13 protein-coding genes are annotated in these 15696 nt (G+C 69.5%); 4 read left to right on the top strand and 9 right to left on the bottom strand.

What is annotated here, in order from left to right; all coding sequences use genetic code 11:
* Positions 1-9: 9 nt before the first annotated feature.
* The gene (locus ACFQ9K_RS17085; protein ID WP_378713214.1) at positions 10-690 is read right to left on the bottom strand and encodes a hypothetical protein; all 681 of its coding nucleotides are present in this window, start codon (positions 688-690) and stop codon (positions 10-12) included.
* A gap of 228 nt (positions 691-918) precedes the next feature.
* On the bottom strand, positions 919-1941 hold the full coding sequence (locus tag ACFQ9K_RS17080; RefSeq protein ID WP_378713212.1) for an LLM class flavin-dependent oxidoreductase: 1023 nt from the start codon (positions 1939-1941) through the stop codon (positions 919-921).
* A gap of 99 nt (positions 1942-2040) precedes the next feature.
* Here ACFQ9K_RS17080 and ACFQ9K_RS17075 point away from each other — a divergent pair, with 99 nt between their 5' ends.
* On the top strand, positions 2041-2517 hold the full coding sequence (locus tag ACFQ9K_RS17075; protein ID WP_378713210.1) for an SRPBCC family protein: 477 nt from the start codon (positions 2041-2043) through the stop codon (positions 2515-2517).
* A 61-nt stretch (positions 2518-2578) separates the two neighbouring features.
* Here the strand turns inward: ACFQ9K_RS17075 and ACFQ9K_RS17070 are convergent, their stop codons facing one another.
* The 3 genes from ACFQ9K_RS17070 to ACFQ9K_RS17060 all read right to left on the bottom strand — a co-directional run bounded on the left by ACFQ9K_RS17070 (position 2579) and on the right by ACFQ9K_RS17060 (position 8667).
* Positions 2579-4642, bottom strand: a complete 2064-nt coding sequence (locus ACFQ9K_RS17070) for an MMPL family transporter (protein ID WP_378713208.1) — start codon at positions 4640-4642, stop codon at positions 2579-2581.
* Between the two features lie 71 nt (positions 4643-4713).
* Positions 4714-5913 (bottom strand): cytochrome P450, encoded by a 1200-nt coding sequence (locus tag ACFQ9K_RS17065; protein ID WP_378713206.1) that lies wholly within the window; start codon positions 5911-5913, stop codon positions 4714-4716.
* 195 nt (positions 5914-6108) lie between these two features.
* The gene (locus tag ACFQ9K_RS17060) at positions 6109-8667 is read right to left on the bottom strand and encodes a LuxR C-terminal-related transcriptional regulator (protein ID WP_378713205.1); all 2559 of its coding nucleotides are present in this window, start codon (positions 8665-8667) and stop codon (positions 6109-6111) included.
* Positions 8668-8803: 136 nt separating this feature from the next.
* Between ACFQ9K_RS17060 and ACFQ9K_RS17055 the strand changes: the two genes are divergently transcribed.
* Both ACFQ9K_RS17055 and ACFQ9K_RS17050 read left to right on the top strand, forming a co-directional pair.
* On the top strand, positions 8804-8995 hold the full coding sequence (locus tag ACFQ9K_RS17055; protein ID WP_378713203.1) for a hypothetical protein: 192 nt from the start codon (positions 8804-8806) through the stop codon (positions 8993-8995).
* On the top strand, positions 8992-11175 hold the full coding sequence (locus ACFQ9K_RS17050) for a hypothetical protein (RefSeq protein WP_378713201.1): 2184 nt from the start codon (positions 8992-8994) through the stop codon (positions 11173-11175). The genes ACFQ9K_RS17055 and ACFQ9K_RS17050 overlap by 4 nt, the downstream gene beginning before the upstream one ends.
* Here ACFQ9K_RS17050 and ACFQ9K_RS17045 read toward each other — a convergent pair.
* Together ACFQ9K_RS17045 and ACFQ9K_RS17040 are read right to left on the bottom strand one after the other, a co-directional pair.
* Positions 11071-12054, bottom strand: coding sequence for an EamA family transporter (locus ACFQ9K_RS17045; protein ID WP_378983305.1), 984 nt, complete (start codon positions 12052-12054; stop codon positions 11071-11073). The two genes, ACFQ9K_RS17050 and ACFQ9K_RS17045, sit on opposite strands and share 105 nt — an antisense overlap.
* Positions 12055-12299: 245 nt before the next feature.
* Positions 12300-12530: a hypothetical protein gene (locus ACFQ9K_RS17040; protein WP_378713198.1), complete on the bottom strand. Its 231-nt coding sequence runs from the start codon at positions 12528-12530 to the stop codon at positions 12300-12302.
* Between the two features lie 139 nt (positions 12531-12669).
* Between ACFQ9K_RS17040 and ACFQ9K_RS17035 the strand changes: the two genes are divergently transcribed.
* Positions 12670-13563: a LysR family transcriptional regulator gene (locus ACFQ9K_RS17035; protein WP_378713197.1), complete on the top strand. Its 894-nt coding sequence runs from the start codon at positions 12670-12672 to the stop codon at positions 13561-13563.
* Positions 13564-13573: 10 nt separating this feature from the next.
* Here ACFQ9K_RS17035 and ACFQ9K_RS17030 read toward each other — a convergent pair whose 3' ends face one another.
* On the bottom strand, positions 13574-14086 hold the full coding sequence (locus ACFQ9K_RS17030; protein WP_378713195.1) for a transcriptional regulator: 513 nt from the start codon (positions 14084-14086) through the stop codon (positions 13574-13576).
* A 429-nt stretch (positions 14087-14515) separates the two neighbouring features.
* Positions 14516-15682, bottom strand: coding sequence for an oxygenase MpaB family protein (locus ACFQ9K_RS17025; RefSeq protein ID WP_378713193.1), 1167 nt, complete (start codon positions 15680-15682; stop codon positions 14516-14518).
* Positions 15683-15696 lie beyond the last annotated feature (14 nt).

Below are 15696 nucleotides of genomic sequence, written 5' to 3'. Positions count from 1 at the left end.
ATGCCCCGCTCAGCGCCCTTCGCGCGGAACGACGCCGCCGAACAGGAGCTTCACCCTGGCCGCGTAGTCGACGGGTAGATAACGCTCCGGACCGGTCGTCCACGGCTGCGCCGACTGCGGGTCGTACCGGTCGGGCATCGGCACTCCCGCGGGCGCGACCGCCACGAAACCCGCCGCGGACGTGGTTCGGGTGGCCCGCCACAGGTGGTCGCGGAATGCGACGACGCCCGCGACATCGGTCGCGATCGCATTGCCGCGCAGCGCGGCGACCTTGGCCGCGACGCCTTCGGTGGACAGGTATATCGGCGTGCCGTCCGGGTTCACCTCGCCGTCGATGCTGATGACGTCGCGCATTCCGTACCGGGACCGCAATACCGTCGCGATCTCCGACTGCGCATACACGGGCACATCGCGGTCACCGCGGGCGGCGACGACGGCGGCGGCCAGCTGTTCGTTGACCGGGCCCGGTTCGTGTTCGGCTCGCTGCGGGTCGGCGCCGGGAGCAACCCGGTAACCGAAGCTGTAGGCGACGACGAAGGTCAGCGCGTCCGCGGGTTCGGTGGGAACGGTCCAGACATCCGCGGGCGCCGACGGAATCGGCTCCGCGGCCGCGATTCCACACCAGGGCAGCGCTCCGGCCAGCGCGACGGCGGCGAGGGATACGGCGACCCGGTACCCGAACTTCGTCATCTCTGAAGGCTTCATCGCACACGACAGTAGTAGACGCGGCGTGCCCGCAGCCCACCGCGGAACCAGCTCCCCGCTGTCGCCACGAGGTCTCCACGGTGCGTTCGCTCGACGTTCACCAGCCGTTGTGGCGCGACCACACCGCGTCGATCACGGGTACGACGGCGCCGCTCGGTGGATAAGCACTGAGCCGCCGCGCGGCCGACAACCGCCTGCGCCCGAGGGGTTGACTCAGCTGGCTTCGATCTCGATCAGCCTGCGCAACGTCGACAGTTGATGTGGATAGTCGCCGTCGAGCTTGACCAGCAGGCTGGTGATGCCGGCGGCGCGATAGTGGGTCAATCGCTCGGCGATCCGTGCGGGCGTCCCGATGAGGTTGGTCAGCTCGCCGAGTTCGCGCGGGACGGCGCGACGCGCGGCGGCCTTGTCCCCGGACTGCCACAGGCCAGCCACCCGCTCGACGGCCGTGCCGAATCCGAGTCGGGTGAAGGCGTCGTTGTAGAAGTTCCGTCCGCCGGCGCCCATGGCGCCGATGGTGAACGCGTATCCCTCGGCGTGCTTGTCGATCGCCTGGGCCGCCGCCTGTTCGTCCGCGGTGATCTCGACCGCGACCGGCGCGACCAGGTCGAGGTCGGACAGCGCGCGCCCGGCCCGAATCGCGCCCTCGCGCAACGGGTCCAGGAAGACCTCGGCCGCCTCGGGGATGAACGCGTTCCCGAGCCAGCCATCGGCCAGTTCACCGGTCAGCCGCAGATTGCGCGGACCCATCGCCGCGTTGTAGATCGGTACGTGGGCCGGCTCGACCATCGGTTGCAACGCACGTCCGGGCCCGTCCGGCAGGGGTAGCGGATAGATCTCGCCGGCATGCTCGAGGCGTTCGCCGCGACCGACCGTCCGGATGATCTCGATCGTCTCGCGCGTGGTCTGCACCGGCTGCCGAAACCGGACGCCGTGCCAGCCCTCCATGACCCGCGGCCCGGACACACCGATACCGAGGTCGAACCGTCCGCCGGACAGCTCGTGCAGGCTCAACGCCGACGTCGCCAACAGCGCGGGCGTGCGCGACCCGAGCTGAACCACGAACGTGCCCAACCGGATCGATGATGTCTTCGCCGCCAGATAGGCCAGCCCGGTGAGCGCGTCGTAGCTCCACACCTCCGCGACCCAGAGCGAGGACGCCCCGGCCTGCTCCGCCGCGACGGCGAACTCCACCGCGCCGGGCCGCCGTGGCTCGATCACCACACCGATACGCATCGCGCCTCCTCGGGCATAGTGGCAATAGCGTATAGAGAGATCGGATCGCAGCAGCAGGGAAGGGTGCGGATGCGCTATCGAGACTGTCCCACTATCGAAGTGGCGGAACGGATTCCAGGCGACGCGGACACCGTGTGGGCGCTGCTCACCGATATCCAGCTGCCGGTGCGGAATTCACCCGAGCTGACGTCCGTGGCCTGGGAGGACACGGCGGGCCGGGTCGAGCCGGGCGCGCGGTTCCGCGGCCGAAACGACCACCCCGCCCTCGGTACCTGGGAAACCGTCTGCGAGATCGTCGAGGTCGAACCGGGGCGACGCTGGGTCTGGCGGGTGCTCGGTCCCGACAACGGCACCAGCGCCACCTGGGCATTCGAGATAGACCCCGCGCGCGACGGCGTCATCGTCCGGCAGTGGGCGCGCATGGGTCCCGCCCCGTCCGGCCTGACCCCGGCGATCACCGCGAACCCGGAGCTCGAGGGCCGAATCATCGCCCGGCGGTTGGAGGAATGGGCGGCAGGCATGCGCGCGAACCTCGCCTGGCTGCACACCGAGGTCGCCGGCAAGTCGCACGCCTGACTCGCCATCGCCACCGGACCGGCGGCGATCGCACCGCACCGAGGCCGCCCCGGTGCGGAACTCAGGCGTCGGCGGACCGGACCGGTTCGGGCGTCGGTTCCCGGTCCGGCGCTCGGAAGCGGGACAGCGGATTGGGCCACCAGATCTTCGGCCCGATGATGCGGAACAGCGCTGGGATCACCACGGTTCGGACGAGGAAGGTGTCGAGGAGGATGCCTAGGCCGACGATGATGCCGAGTTGGGTGAGAATGATCAGCGGGAGAACGCCGAGTACGCAGAAGACGGCGGCCAGAACGATGCCCGCGCTGGTGATGACGGCGCCGGTGGCGGAGACGGCGCGGACGATGCCCTGGGTGCTGCCGTGGTCGGGGGTTTCTTCGCGGGCCCGGCTGACCAGGAAGATGGTGTAGTCGACGCCGAGAGCCACCAGGAAGAGGAAGGCGTACAGCGGGGCGCTGGTGTCCAGGGCGGGAAAACCGAAGAGATGCAGGCCGATCCAGGCGCCGAGGCCAAGCGCCGCCAGTGCGCTGAGCACCGAGACGCCGACCAGCAGCACGGCGGCCGGGATTGCCCGCAGCAGGGCGAGCAGGATGATCGAGACCACGGCCAGGATCGCCGGAATCACCACGCGCTGATCGTGTTCGGCGGCCTTCCTGGTGTCCAGCCCTTCCGCGTCACCGCCGCCGACGAGCGCGCCGGGTATCGCCGCCAATTCCCCGCGCATCGACTCGATGGCGGAAAACGCTTGCGGCGAACCAGGTTCGGCGTTCAGCACCACCGACCAGCGCGCCAGCCCGGACGGCGCGGTTCCGGTGGCGCTCACCTGTGTGACGCCGGGCAGGGCGCGCAACGCCTGTTCGACTCCGGCGGCCGAATCACCCGGGGCCACCACGATTGTCGGGTTGGCCGCGCCGGCCGGGAAGTGCGCGGCGAGCGTGTCGAACCCTTCGACGGATTCGGCGCGAACGCGGAACTGATCGGTCTGCGACAATCCCACGTCGGTGCCGATCAACCCGGCCGCGAACCCGCCCAGCACGATCAGCGCGCCGCAGGCCACGAGCACCGGCCTGCGCACCACCCAGGCGGCGATCGCGTGCCACACCCCCTGTTCGGCCGCGGTCCGGTCGTCGGCCTGCGGCACGAACGGCCAGAAGACCTTCCGCCCGAACAAGGCCAGCGCGGCGGGCAGCGCCACGAGGACGAACACCACCGCGACCAGCAGCCCGGCCGCCGCGCCGACGCCGAGGCTCCTGGTGTTGGGCAGCGACGCGAGCAGCAAGGTGAGCAGCGCGGCGACCACCGTGACGTTGCTCGCCAGGATCGCCGGTCCCGCATGCCGCACCGCGTGCCGTAGCGCCGTCCGATGATCCGCGTTGCGGTGCAATTCGTCGCGATAGCGCGAGACCAGCAGCAACGCGTAGTTCGTCCCCGCGCCGAACACGAGCACGCTGGTGATCCCCGAGGTCGACCCGTCGAAGGCGAGCCCGGTCACCCGGGCCAGTCCGGTGCCGACGGTGGCCGCCACCCGGTCGGCGGATCCGACGACGAGCAATGGCACCAGCCACAGCACCGGCGACCGGTAGGTCACGATCAACAGCAGCGCGACAACGACGGCCGTCACCGCGAGCAGGGTGACGTTGGCGCCGGCGAACGAATCCGCGATGTCACCGCCGAACGCGGGCCCGCCGGTCACCTGGATCCGCAGATCCGCGGGCTGTCCGGCTTTCACCGAGTCCCTCAACTCGTCGATCCGATCGGTCAACGCGAATCCGCTCAGTTTCGCGTCGATCGGCAACCGCCCGATCGCCGCCTTCCGATCGGGCGAGACGGCCACGTCCCCGAGTCTGGTCCGCAGCCCGGTCAGATCGTCGGCCCGCAATTCGGCCGCATCGGTGCGCGTCACCACTACCACCGCGGGTGCCGTGCCTGCGTCCGGGAATTGCGTCAGCAGCTCTTTCACCTGCGCCGATTCCGCGCTACCCGGCAGCGAATTCGGCGCCTCCCCCGCGGCGTCGTTCCCCCCGATCCCGCCGATCAACCCCGCCGAGACGGCGGCGAGCACCAGGAGCAGCAACCAGGATTTACGAGCGGTGACCACGGCCGCGAACCGATCCCACATGCGCATCACCACACCATCGCAGACCCGCGCGCACGGCGCGCGCTGTCACCGCGCCCGCGTGGGCAGCATCACCGCGGCTATTCGCCGATGCCGTCGGCGAAGACCGGCGGGAACGTCACCGGCAGTGTCGCCAGCGCGCGGTGGAACGGCCCGGGCCGCCAGGCCAATTGGGCTGCGGGCACGGCCAGTTCGAGGTCGGGTAGCACGTCCAGCAGCTGGTCGACGGCCTCCTGCGCGACCAGGTAGGCGGCGGAGCGGGCCGGGCAGGCGTGCGGGCCCGCGCTCCAGGCCAGGTGGGAGCGGTTCCCGGTGCGGTCGTCGGCGCGGATCGCGGGGTCGTTGTTGGCGGCGGCCATGCTGATCACCACCGGTTGGTGGGCGGGCAGCCACACCTCGTCGATCAGCACGGGCTGGCGCGGGTAGGTGATGCAGAAGTTGGCCATGGGCGGGTCGGTGAACAGCACCTCGTCGAGCGCATCGCGGGTGGACAGGCTGCCACCGAGCAGGTCGCCGCCGAACCGATCGTCGTCGAGGATGAGCAGCAGGGCGTTGAGGATGAGGTTCTGCAGCGGCTCGATTCCCGCGCCGTAGAGCACCACCAGCTGGTGGACCAGTTCCAGGTCGTCCAGGGCGACCTGGTGGGTGAGCAAGCGGGTGGTGACGTCCTCGCCCGGCGTGCCGCGCTTGTGCTCGACCAGGTCCATCAGGGCCGCGGTGAGCAGCTGGTTGCCTTCGGCCGCGTTGTCGCCCTCGAAGATCGCGACCATGCCGCGGGCGATCCGCTCGCCGATCTCGGCCGGGCAGCCGAGCATGCCGTTGACCACCCCGAACGCCAGGGGCTGCGCGAATTCCCGCACCAGGTCGGCCTTTCCGGCCCGGCGGAACCGGCCGATCAGTGCCGTGGCCAGCTCGGTCACCGTGCTCCGCAGTTCGCCCAGGTCGATGCCGTTGATCGCCGCGGTGTTCGCCAGCCGATACCGCGCGTGCTCGGCGCCGGCGCTGCGCAGGGCATTCGGCCGCCACTCCAGCAGCGGCAGCACGGCGGAGTCGGCCGGAACGGAGTGCTGCCAGTGGCGCGGGTCGGCCGGAAAATGCTCGGGGTCGTGCAGGATTCGCAGGGCGGTGTGATAACCGATCACCAACGTGGCGGGCACGTCCGGCGCGAGTTCCACCGGAGCCAGCGAGCCGTATTCGGCCCGCATCGCGGCGTAGGCCCGGTGCGGGTCGGTGGCGAATTCGGGGCGGTGCAGGGGAATTCGGTCGCCGGCCGGACACACCGGCGATCCATGGTGCGGTGACGGACGCGTCGCGTGGGCACTGGTTGGTGGCGTGGGCACAGTCCGGGCCTTCCGGCGAGGAAACGTAGGCGGGGAACGACAGCGGGCGAACCGCTGTCCAGCGACCTTGCCGGGCGAACCGGGTGACGGCATCGGCATACGCATCGGTACCTCACCTACGCACCGCGATCGGCGTTACGTTCCGCGACGTCCCGGCTGACGCCCCGGCGCGCGCATGGATTCCGCGCGCATCCGATCCCGCAGCGGGCGCGGCGCCAGCTCGCCGATCTCCGCGCGGGAACCGATCGACAGCTTCTGCAATACCGACGCGACCTGCGCGTCGACGGTCCGGGTCGAAATGCCGCGGCGGACCGCGATCGCGCTGTTGGTCCAGCCCGCCGCGGCCAGGATCGCGACCTCCCCTTCCGCGGGCGAGAGCGCCGCCCACACGTCCTCGCCCGCCACCCGGGGCCGATACAGCGACAGCGAGCCGAGGGCGAGCGATTGCAGTTCGCCGCGCTCCGGCCGCAGCCCGAGCCCCTGCTTTTCGGCTGCCGCGTAAGCGTTTTCGCCGAGTACCGCACGCGCGGCGGCGATTGCCTTCACCGTCTCCGCCGAGAACGGACCCAGCCTGCTGACGTCCATATTCGTCTCGGCGAGCAGCACTTTCGTGCCGCCGGCGAGTTGCGCGATCTCGGTGGCGGCGGCGATCAGGCGCGGCCGGTCCGACCTGGCCTGCGGTGCCTGCTCGATGAGTCGGGCCAGCGCCCAGGTCCGGAACTGCACCGCCCACAGCTCGCCCCACCGGTCCCGGATCTTGGTCAGGTGGGTCAGCGCCGAACGGCCCAGTGTCAGTGCCGCGCTCGACTGATCGGCGCGAATCAGCGCCACGGTCCGCGCTAGTCGAGCCCACGAGTGCACCCAGGATGCCCCCGAACCCTCCACCCGCGCAAGGAAACTCGCGGTCAACGCGTCGGCTTCGGCGACGGTGCCGAGCAGACCGGCCGCGAGCGCGCCGAAGAGTTCGGCCATGATCGAACCGCCGACATCGCGGTCCCCGCGGTACTTCTCCGCCGCCCGGCGCAACACGATGATCGAGCGCGGGTCGCTGCGGGCGATCAAAAGCTCGACACCCCAGGCGAACTCGACGGCCGCGGTCAGGCCCAGATCGGTCTCCGCCGACGCGCGCCACCCGTCCCGGTCCGCTCGGTCGCCGAGGCACATCCGTACGCACTCGTCGAGCATCGACTCGGCCTCCGCGAGCGTCCCTTGACACAGCGCGATCCACACCACCAAAGCCGTTGTCTCCAGCTGGTTCTCGGTCGGTTCCGGCGCGACCTGCCGGGTGGCCGCCAGCGTCCTGGCGGACCAGAGCCGGATCTCCCGGAACGAGCAGCCAAGGAAAGGCAACCGGATCGCCAGCAGTCCCCGGCAGATGTCGAGGCCGACCGCGGCCTGTCCCGGCTCGGCCAGGCTCCGGTCGATCGCCGTCAGGATGTTGTCCCACGCCGCACGGGCCCAGTCGAGGTACTGCAATTCGGCCGCGCCGAACCAATTCCGCGCCGCGTCGACCACTTTGTCCCGGTAGTACTCCCGATGCCTGCGTTCCAGCCGCGCCCGTTCGTCGACGCCGTCGCGCGAGCGCAGCTCCAGCCGGTGCTGGGCGAACACGCGGATGCTCTCCAGCAGCGAGTACCGGACCGTGGTCGGGGTGAGGTGCGCCGAGACCAGCGACTGGTCCACCAGCCGATCGAGCAGATCCGGAATCATGCTCCGGGACAGCCGAATCGGCCCATCGCCGGCCGGATCCGAGCAGACGAACTCGATCGCCTCCCGCTCGGCGCCGACATCGAGCGCGGCGCCGTCCGGGGCGTCCTCCGGATTGACGTCGTAGCCTGCCGCGAATACCGCCATGCGCTCGAACAGGATTCGTTCCGGCTCGTCGCACAGCTCATACGACCACGAGATGACGTCGCGCACCCCGCGATGCCGCGCGTCGGCGCCCACCCGAGGACCGTCCGACCAGCGCAGTCGCTGGTCATCGGGCGCCTCGCCGCTGAGTTCGCGCAGAATCATCGGCAGCGGCTCCCGCACCAGACGGGCCGCGGCGAGCCGGATGAACAGCGGATGATTGTTCACGTGGCGGCAGATCTCGGCCATGATCTCGGCCTGCTCCGGGTGGCTGACCGTTCGGCCGATCAGTTCGGACCGCTGCTGGAACAGCGCGACGCCGTGCTCGCGCGACAACGGCGGCACCGGAACTCGGTGTTCGTCGATCCAGCCGATCGCCTCCCGGCTCGTCGCGACGATGGTCAGGTTCGGCAGGTCGGCGGTCAGCTGGTTCACCACGCTGCCGACGCCGTCGAGCACGTGTTCACAGTTGTCCAGCACCAGCACCACTTGCTCGCCGGGGCCGGACAGGGCGTCGACGATCGCCTCCCACGCCGAGCGGCCCGAGAAGTCGATCTCCAGCACCGCGTGCGCGATCTCCTCCGCGACGGCGGTCGCGTCGGCGCCCGCGGTGAGGCGGGCCAGCCTGGCCCAGTGCGCGTCGACGCCGGTGCTGCGCTGAAACCGGGCGACCGCCTCCGCAGCCAACCGGGTCTTACCGATTCCGCCCGGCCCCAGCAGGGTGACCAAGCGTGGTGCGCACAGCAGCAGCGTGATGATCTGGTCCAGTTCCGGCTGTCGTCCGACGAACGCATCCGGAGCCGAACGCGGGCCGGCCCCTTCGGAGCGGTCTCGAGCACCCATGGCCAGGGACCTTAGCCTGCCCAGGTACCTATTCGCCTACTGATGCGTGGATGCGACCCGGCAGCCAACCTCGAATCAGCGGTCCGGTTCTCGCCGCAGCTTCGCGGTGCCGCCAGAGGGATGAGGAGAAGTCGCCATGTTGTGCTGCGCGTTGCTCTCCGGGTTGGCGCTGGTCGTCGGGCCGCGCCTGGCGACCGCGCTCAGCCGGCGGCGTCCCGACATACCGGAGACCCGGCACCGGCCGCCCGAGACCGCGGCGTACCTCGAACTGCTCGACGCCTCCGACCACCTGGAACCCGCCCCTGCCCTGCATCGGAATATGCTGTGACCCTTGATATCTCGAACACACCGAGCACCGCGCGCCGACTACGCGGACCGATCACCAGCCGGGCGTGGCGGCGCACGGTGGCGGTATCGCTGTCGGGGTGGGCGTTACTCGCGATCGGGCCCTCGGTGCTCGAGCTGTCCGCGCCGTGGCGCGCGTTCGCGGCCGGGCTGGCGATCCCGGGGGCCGGGTTGCTCTACGCGATGCCCGCGCCGCACCACCATCAGGCCGGCGGCGCCTTCACCGCCGTGCACGTCATCGTGCTGGCGATGGTGATCGCGGCGCTCGGTTGGGCGCTGCGTGATCGTCGTGCGGTGGCGTCCGTGCTGGTGGTCGCCGCGAGTGCCGCGCTCGGGCTGACCGCGTGGAGCGCACCGTTCGCGCTGGTCGCGGCCGCGCACATCGCCGGGTTCCTGCTCGTCGCGGCGGCCACCGGCTGGGCGTTCATGTACCGTGCCATCGCCCGTTCGGACCACGTCACGGTCCCGGCCATCGTCGTCGGCGCGGCGACGGTCGGCGCGTTGCTGACGAATTCGCATGGCGTCCAAGACTTTCCGTTGGACTGGGTGGGCTGGGCCGCGCCCGGTCTCGCGATCGCGGCGACGCTCGGCATCGTGCTGCGAGAACAGTCGCGGCACCGAAGCGCCCGGCAGGTCGGACAGGAACGCGAGCGGTATCTCGAGCAGCGCCGGTCGAGGTTGCCTGCCCCGATCCGCACCACGCCGATCCCCCTCCGGCACCAGGCCTTGCCGCTGGTCAGCGAGGCGAGCCTCGATCAGCTTCGGCTGCACCGGCATCTGACCAGACTGGCGCTGCAACCGCCGGACAGCTGGGCGGGTTTCGACCGCGAAGGCCCCGGCCCGCTGCAGCAGTACCGATACCAGCTCAACGCGGTCGGCTGGGGCCTGTCGATGTTCGGCTACGCCCACACCCCGGCCTACTGGGGCGCCCCGCACCAAGCGCAAGTCGACCTCGTCGCGCGCCTGCAGGATGCGCGGGTGTGGAGCTACTGGTATCGGCAGAATCTGCTGGGCAACTGGGACTTTCGGCATCGGCGCGCCGACCCGATCGACGTGCCGCAGAACATCATGTTCACCGGGTACCTCAACCTCCAGCTGGCGATGTTCCGGCAGGCGACCGGCGATACGCGGTTCGATCGAGCGGGATCGTTGCGCTTCCAGCGGTCGCCGGAACAGTCCTACGCCTATGATCACCCCGCGATCAACGACATCGTGCTGCGCAATTTCGGCAGCGATCTGTGCCTGTGGGCGTGCGAACCGGTCCCGGTCGGCCGGGGTCGGCGAAACGGGCTGGTATTTCCGTACTGCAATGCCGTCGCGACGGCCGGCGTCGCCGTGCTCGACGCGCTGAACGGAACCCGGTACGCCGCCGACATCGCGGCCAGGCTGAAGGATCGGCTCGATACCGAGTTCACCGCCGCCGACGGCGATATCATCGCCTTCCTCGTCTCCGGCCTCGGCCTGTCCGCCCGTGCCTTCCGCGGTCCGGCCTCGACCGCCGCGATCGCCGCGTTCGTCAGCCCGCTGCTGCCGGATCTGGCCTGGCGGGCCTGGGAGATCCTGCGCGACGAATGGCTGGACAGCGGCCGATACTCGGTACCTGCCTCGGCCGGAAAGGAATCGCCGACGGCGGGTGACTGGGGCTCGGGCGCGCCGACCAATGCCGAACCCCTCGCCGCGGCACTGCTGCTCGCGCAGGAATGCGGCGAGGGCGAGTGGTGGGACACGCTGTGGACGGAGGCGACCCGGCAGTTGCAGTTCTCCCCCGATCAGGCGCAGCCGGGCGTGTGGGCCTTCGAGCGAGCGTCCGTGCACGCCAACGGCATGCTGGGACTGGGTGGATTGGGCCGAGCGCAGGCGCTGACCGACATGATGACCGTGCCGCGGCCGCAGCAGTGGACCCGCGGCCCGCGCATTCGCGCGGTGCCCTATCCGGCGGTGCTGGTCGCCAAGGCGGTCACCGACGGCGCCGGACTGGACGCGGTGTTCTGCGCGGGACTGCGCCCGCAGCGGTGCACGGTCCGGCTGGATCAGCTTGTGCCGCACCGTGATTACCGGCTACTCGGCGCGGTCGAGGCGACGGTCCTGGCCGACGAACACGGTCGAGCGGACCTTACGGTCGATGTCGGCGAGCGAACCACGCTCACTCTGCGGCCGCGCTGAACCCCGCGCCGCACCAGCGCGTTCGAGTCCGCCGCATTGCGCGGCCAGCACCAGCAGCACCCCGGCCAGTTGCGGCACGGTCAGATCTTCGGCGGCGAACACCCAGCCCAACGCCACCGCGACCACCGGACCGAGCAGCATCAGCCGCGACGCGGTCGTCGATTCGACGCCGCGGTAGAGACCGCCGAAGAACAGCGCGAAGGCCAGCGCGGTCGCCGGGATCGACAGCCAGGCGGTGGCGACGAGCTGGCTCAGCGTCAGACTCGGTGGCACGCCCTCGAACGCGCCAGCCAGCGGCACCAGAATCAGTCCACCGGCCAGCATCTGCCACGCGACCGCGCTCTGCGGGTGCACCGACGGCGGCACACCCCAGCGCCGGGTGAGCACCATGCCGGTGGCCGAGAGCAGCGCGAGGGCGGCGGCCGCCACGATGCCGGTTGTGTCCGTCCACACCCCGCCGCGCAGCACGAGCAGTCCGACGCCGATCAATCCGAGCACCGGCGCGATGAACTGCCGGGCGCCGAGCCGCTGCCCGAACGCGAGCACGACCAGCGGAACGACCACGCATTGCGCCGCGGCGATGGTGGAGACCACGCCGCCGGGCAACCGGTGCGCGGCAACGGCCTGACAACCGAAGAAGGCGGCGAAGTTCAGCACGCCGAGCACGACCATCCGCGGCCACCACACGCCTTGCGGCAGCGCGGGACGGAAGGCGATCAATATCAGCCCGGCCGGAAACACCCGGAATACCGCGTTCCACAGCGGCGTGGCCGGCAACTGCGCTATCGCGAGAAATGCGGTGCCGAAAAGCACGGGACCCGCCGCGGTCGACAACAGCGCCCCCGAATCGACCGGGCGAAGCACACGCAGAAATACCAAGATGAGCCTCATCGAATTCAGCCACCGGCGATATTTCAACGCTCAAACGGCGTGTCCAGCAGCGACGCGGCCAAAGCTACTCGCGCGCTTGCCATTCGCTCAATAGGTAATTCGTCCGGGATGGATAGGTAATGCGTTAGGTAGGTCGACAAAGTACCTATGCGCCGTCAGCGTTTAATCAACATTGCCACAGCGACGATGCTCGCCTCACATTCGCCTTATTGTCGGCCATTATTGTTTCGTTGTTACCGACGCGCGACCGGCAGTTCGACCTCGGCGCCGGATACCGGTGCGACGAGAAGACCGATACCGGCCAGGGCGAGCAGCAGTGCCAGCACATGCGTGCCGATGAGCAGGGCGAGCACCGCCAAGAACAGCGCTCGGCGGCCGAACGCCCGAAGGAGACGCGTGACGTCGGCGTCCGATGCATCCGTCGCCGGCAGCAGTCCATCCTGGTTTGTGGCAGAGCGGGTCACCACGACACCTCCGTATCAACGATTTCGCGGCTATGCGTGTGGAAAAAGCACGCCGGACACCAAGATTCGCCGACCGGTCCACCTCGGCACAATGCGCGATCCGCGCATACAGCCTCAGGCTGCGGCATAGGCTGGAGCAGTGCACTACGACCTGGTCGACCTGCGACTGTTCCTGGACATCGTCACCGAGGGATCCATCACCGCGGGCGCCCGACGGATGCACCTGAGCCTGCCCTCGGCCAGCGCCCGGGTGCGCGCCTTGGAAAACCAGGCGGGGCTTCCCCTGCTGATTCGCGGCCGGCGCGGCGTGCGGCCCACCCCGGCGGGCGCCACCCTGGCGCGTCACGCGCGCGAGGTGCTGCGGCAGACCGCCCGACTGGACAGCGCCCTCGCCGGATACACCCATTCGCCCGTGGCCTCGCTGACCCTGCTCGGTGGCGGCGGAGCGATGCACCAGATCATTCCGCAGGCGCTGATCTCCTTCCTGCGCGCCGAACCCGGCATCGATGTCGTTGTCGCCGAACGCCGAACGCCCCAGATGGTGCGGATGCTCACCGACGGCGAGGCCGACCTCGGCGTCGTGATCGGCAACGAGGCGGGCGACTGCGGCCTCGAGGTCGAACCGCTCTGCGACGGCTCGCTCGTGGTGATCGGGCAGGCCGGCGGAATCCTCACCGGGCGAACCACTTTGACCTACCGTGAGGTCGCCGAGCATCCGCTGGTCGGGCTGGACACCGGTTCCTCGCTGCAACAGTGGATCGAGCAGAACATCGGCACCCACGGCGGGCCGCACTCGCGCTATCGCACCCGCGTCGCGAACCTGACCACGGTGATCACCCTGGTGGCCGCCGGCGTCGGCCTGGCCATCGTGCCGCGCAACGCCGTCCCGGCGGACGAATCCGTCGAGCTGTGCGAACTTTCGGACCCCTGGTCGCGCCGCCACCATCTGCTGGCCTGGGGCGCCGAGGCCAAAGCGTCGTCCGCCGCCCTCACCGCCCTCGCCCAGCACATCCGCCTCGCCGCCGCGGGCTGAGCAGGTCCGGCTACAGCGTCGCGACGTTGTCGTCGATCGGCAGCATCTCGGCTCGACGGAATTTCTCGGCGACTCGCACCAGGTAGTCGATCGATTCGGCGGACAGGCCGACGACCGCGTTGGTCAGTCTGCGCAGGGCGGGATCGTCGAGTTGCGTGACGATCTCGGTGTCCGCGGCGGCGTAGGCGACGTCACCGAAGTGCAGGTAGTCCGCGTCGACCTCGAAGAACTCGGCCAGGCCTGCCACCAGCGTCGCCGCCGGTTGCGTACGGCGACCACGCCGCAGTTGCGAAAGGTAGGGCAGCGACACCGGAATTCCGCGGTCGGTCAACGCCTCGACGACCATCTGATTGGTCAACCGCCGTCGGTGGCGCCTGCCCCACTCGGCATACAGCGCGTTCAACCGCAGGGCGAAATGCTCGCCCACACCGGAGTGCCGCTCGACCGGGCCGGGCGAACCGCCGACCCCGGCCGCGACCACCGGCTGACCGTCTAGATCCGAATCATCATCGAGCACTGTCATTTTCGCCCATCCGACATCGACACGACCGCGCGACACCGTCGCGCCCCGATGCCGCTCGGGGGAAGGCAATACATCGGGGCGCGACAGCCTCATCAGAGAGCCGGGCGGAGATTGGCGCCCACCCGCTCTCGCGTCGAGACTCTCACAACCTGCCGATTGCTTCAAGTTTGCTACCAAATGAAAACCATCGTTTCTTAACATCCCATAGCAGATTGCAGCGGCTGCGTCCATCAGCATCAGGCATTGAATCCGCCCCCAATCGAGGGACTTTCGGCCCTTTACGCCACGGGTGCAGGTATGGAAGGACCCTGCGATGTTGCCGATGCCGCACAGCGACAGCAACCCCGTTGTGATTGCTATGAATTTGCCTCACTACGGAGGTTGCCGCCGAGTCCCACCGCGTACCGCAGACCCGGACGCCCGAATCGACTATCCCGAAACGACGGTGGGCTCCGGCGGGGTCCAGCGGCGGGCGCGTGACTCCGCCGAGGCGACGCCGAAATCGTGTTTGAGTTCCTCCGGGATGGCGTATTGCATGACGCGCCCGCGGGTGAGCGAACTGAGCTCGAACCAGGTGGTGAGGTGGCCGAGGCGGTCCAGCGCCCACTCGCCCAGAGGCGAACTGTCCTCGATGGTTTCGAGGACGCCGAGCAGGGCGGGGGCGGCCTTGATCGCGGTGTCCCAGGCGGTGCGCGGCACGTCGAGCCAGTCGGCACAGGTGTCGCCGATGAGGTAGCGGATGAGGGCGCCGACCACCGGATCGAAGAAGGTGCCGGGGACGACCTCCTCGTAGAGGTCGATGAGCTGACGGGTGAGGTTCACCCCTTCCTGGCTCGGTCCCATGTGCCGGATCAGGTAGAGGTCGAGGTATTCGCGCGCGGCGGCCAGATCCGTCGGCGCGTGCGCCTGATCGACACCGAGCATCGCGCCGACCACCCGCCAGGCGTAGAAATAGGCCTCGGCGCCGTCCACGCTCATGTGAATGTTCAAGCGATGCAGGCTGTCGAGCACCAGCATGGAGAACAGCAGCTGGCCGCCGATCATGTCCTCCTGGCAGATCGGCGTCCCCCATTGGGCACTGTCCCAGCGGTTTTCCCGGGACAGGTGATGGCGGATGGCGGCATGCAGCAACCGGACCTTCTGCACGGCGGGCACGAAGCGGCTCCCGGCCTCGAACGCGTCGGGCTGCATCAGATACACGGTGAACTGGCCGGTCTCGGCCATCCGCTTGGACGGGTACTCCAGGGAATGGGTGGCCGACAACAGTTTCGCGACCACCGGCACGACATAGCAGGCGGGCATGGCGGCGAAGGACAGCGCGGTGGAAATGTGCACGTTGTTGTCGATGAAGAACAGCCTGGCCTTCTCCATCTCGTCCCAGTCCACCCAGGCGGGCGGGGCTGCGGTCGCGTGCAGGTATTCGCGAGCGACCTCGGGCAGGTCGTCGGGCAGCGGCGAACCGGCGGTGGAGACATAACGCATCAGGGTGTTGAACTTGCCCACCTCCCCGCGCTCGAACAGGGTAGCCACGGTGGCGTCGGCGAGTTCGTCCCCGTGCAGTCGCAGCGCGTCCATCGACTCTTGCGTGTAGCTCATCGAAACTCCTTGCC

Origin of the sequence: Nocardia sp. NPDC056564 (genome assembly GCF_042793755.1) — a bacterium.
Taxonomy (GTDB): domain Bacteria; phylum Actinomycetota; class Actinomycetes; order Mycobacteriales; family Mycobacteriaceae; genus Nocardia.
This window is presented reverse-complemented; position numbering and strand designations above follow the sequence as displayed.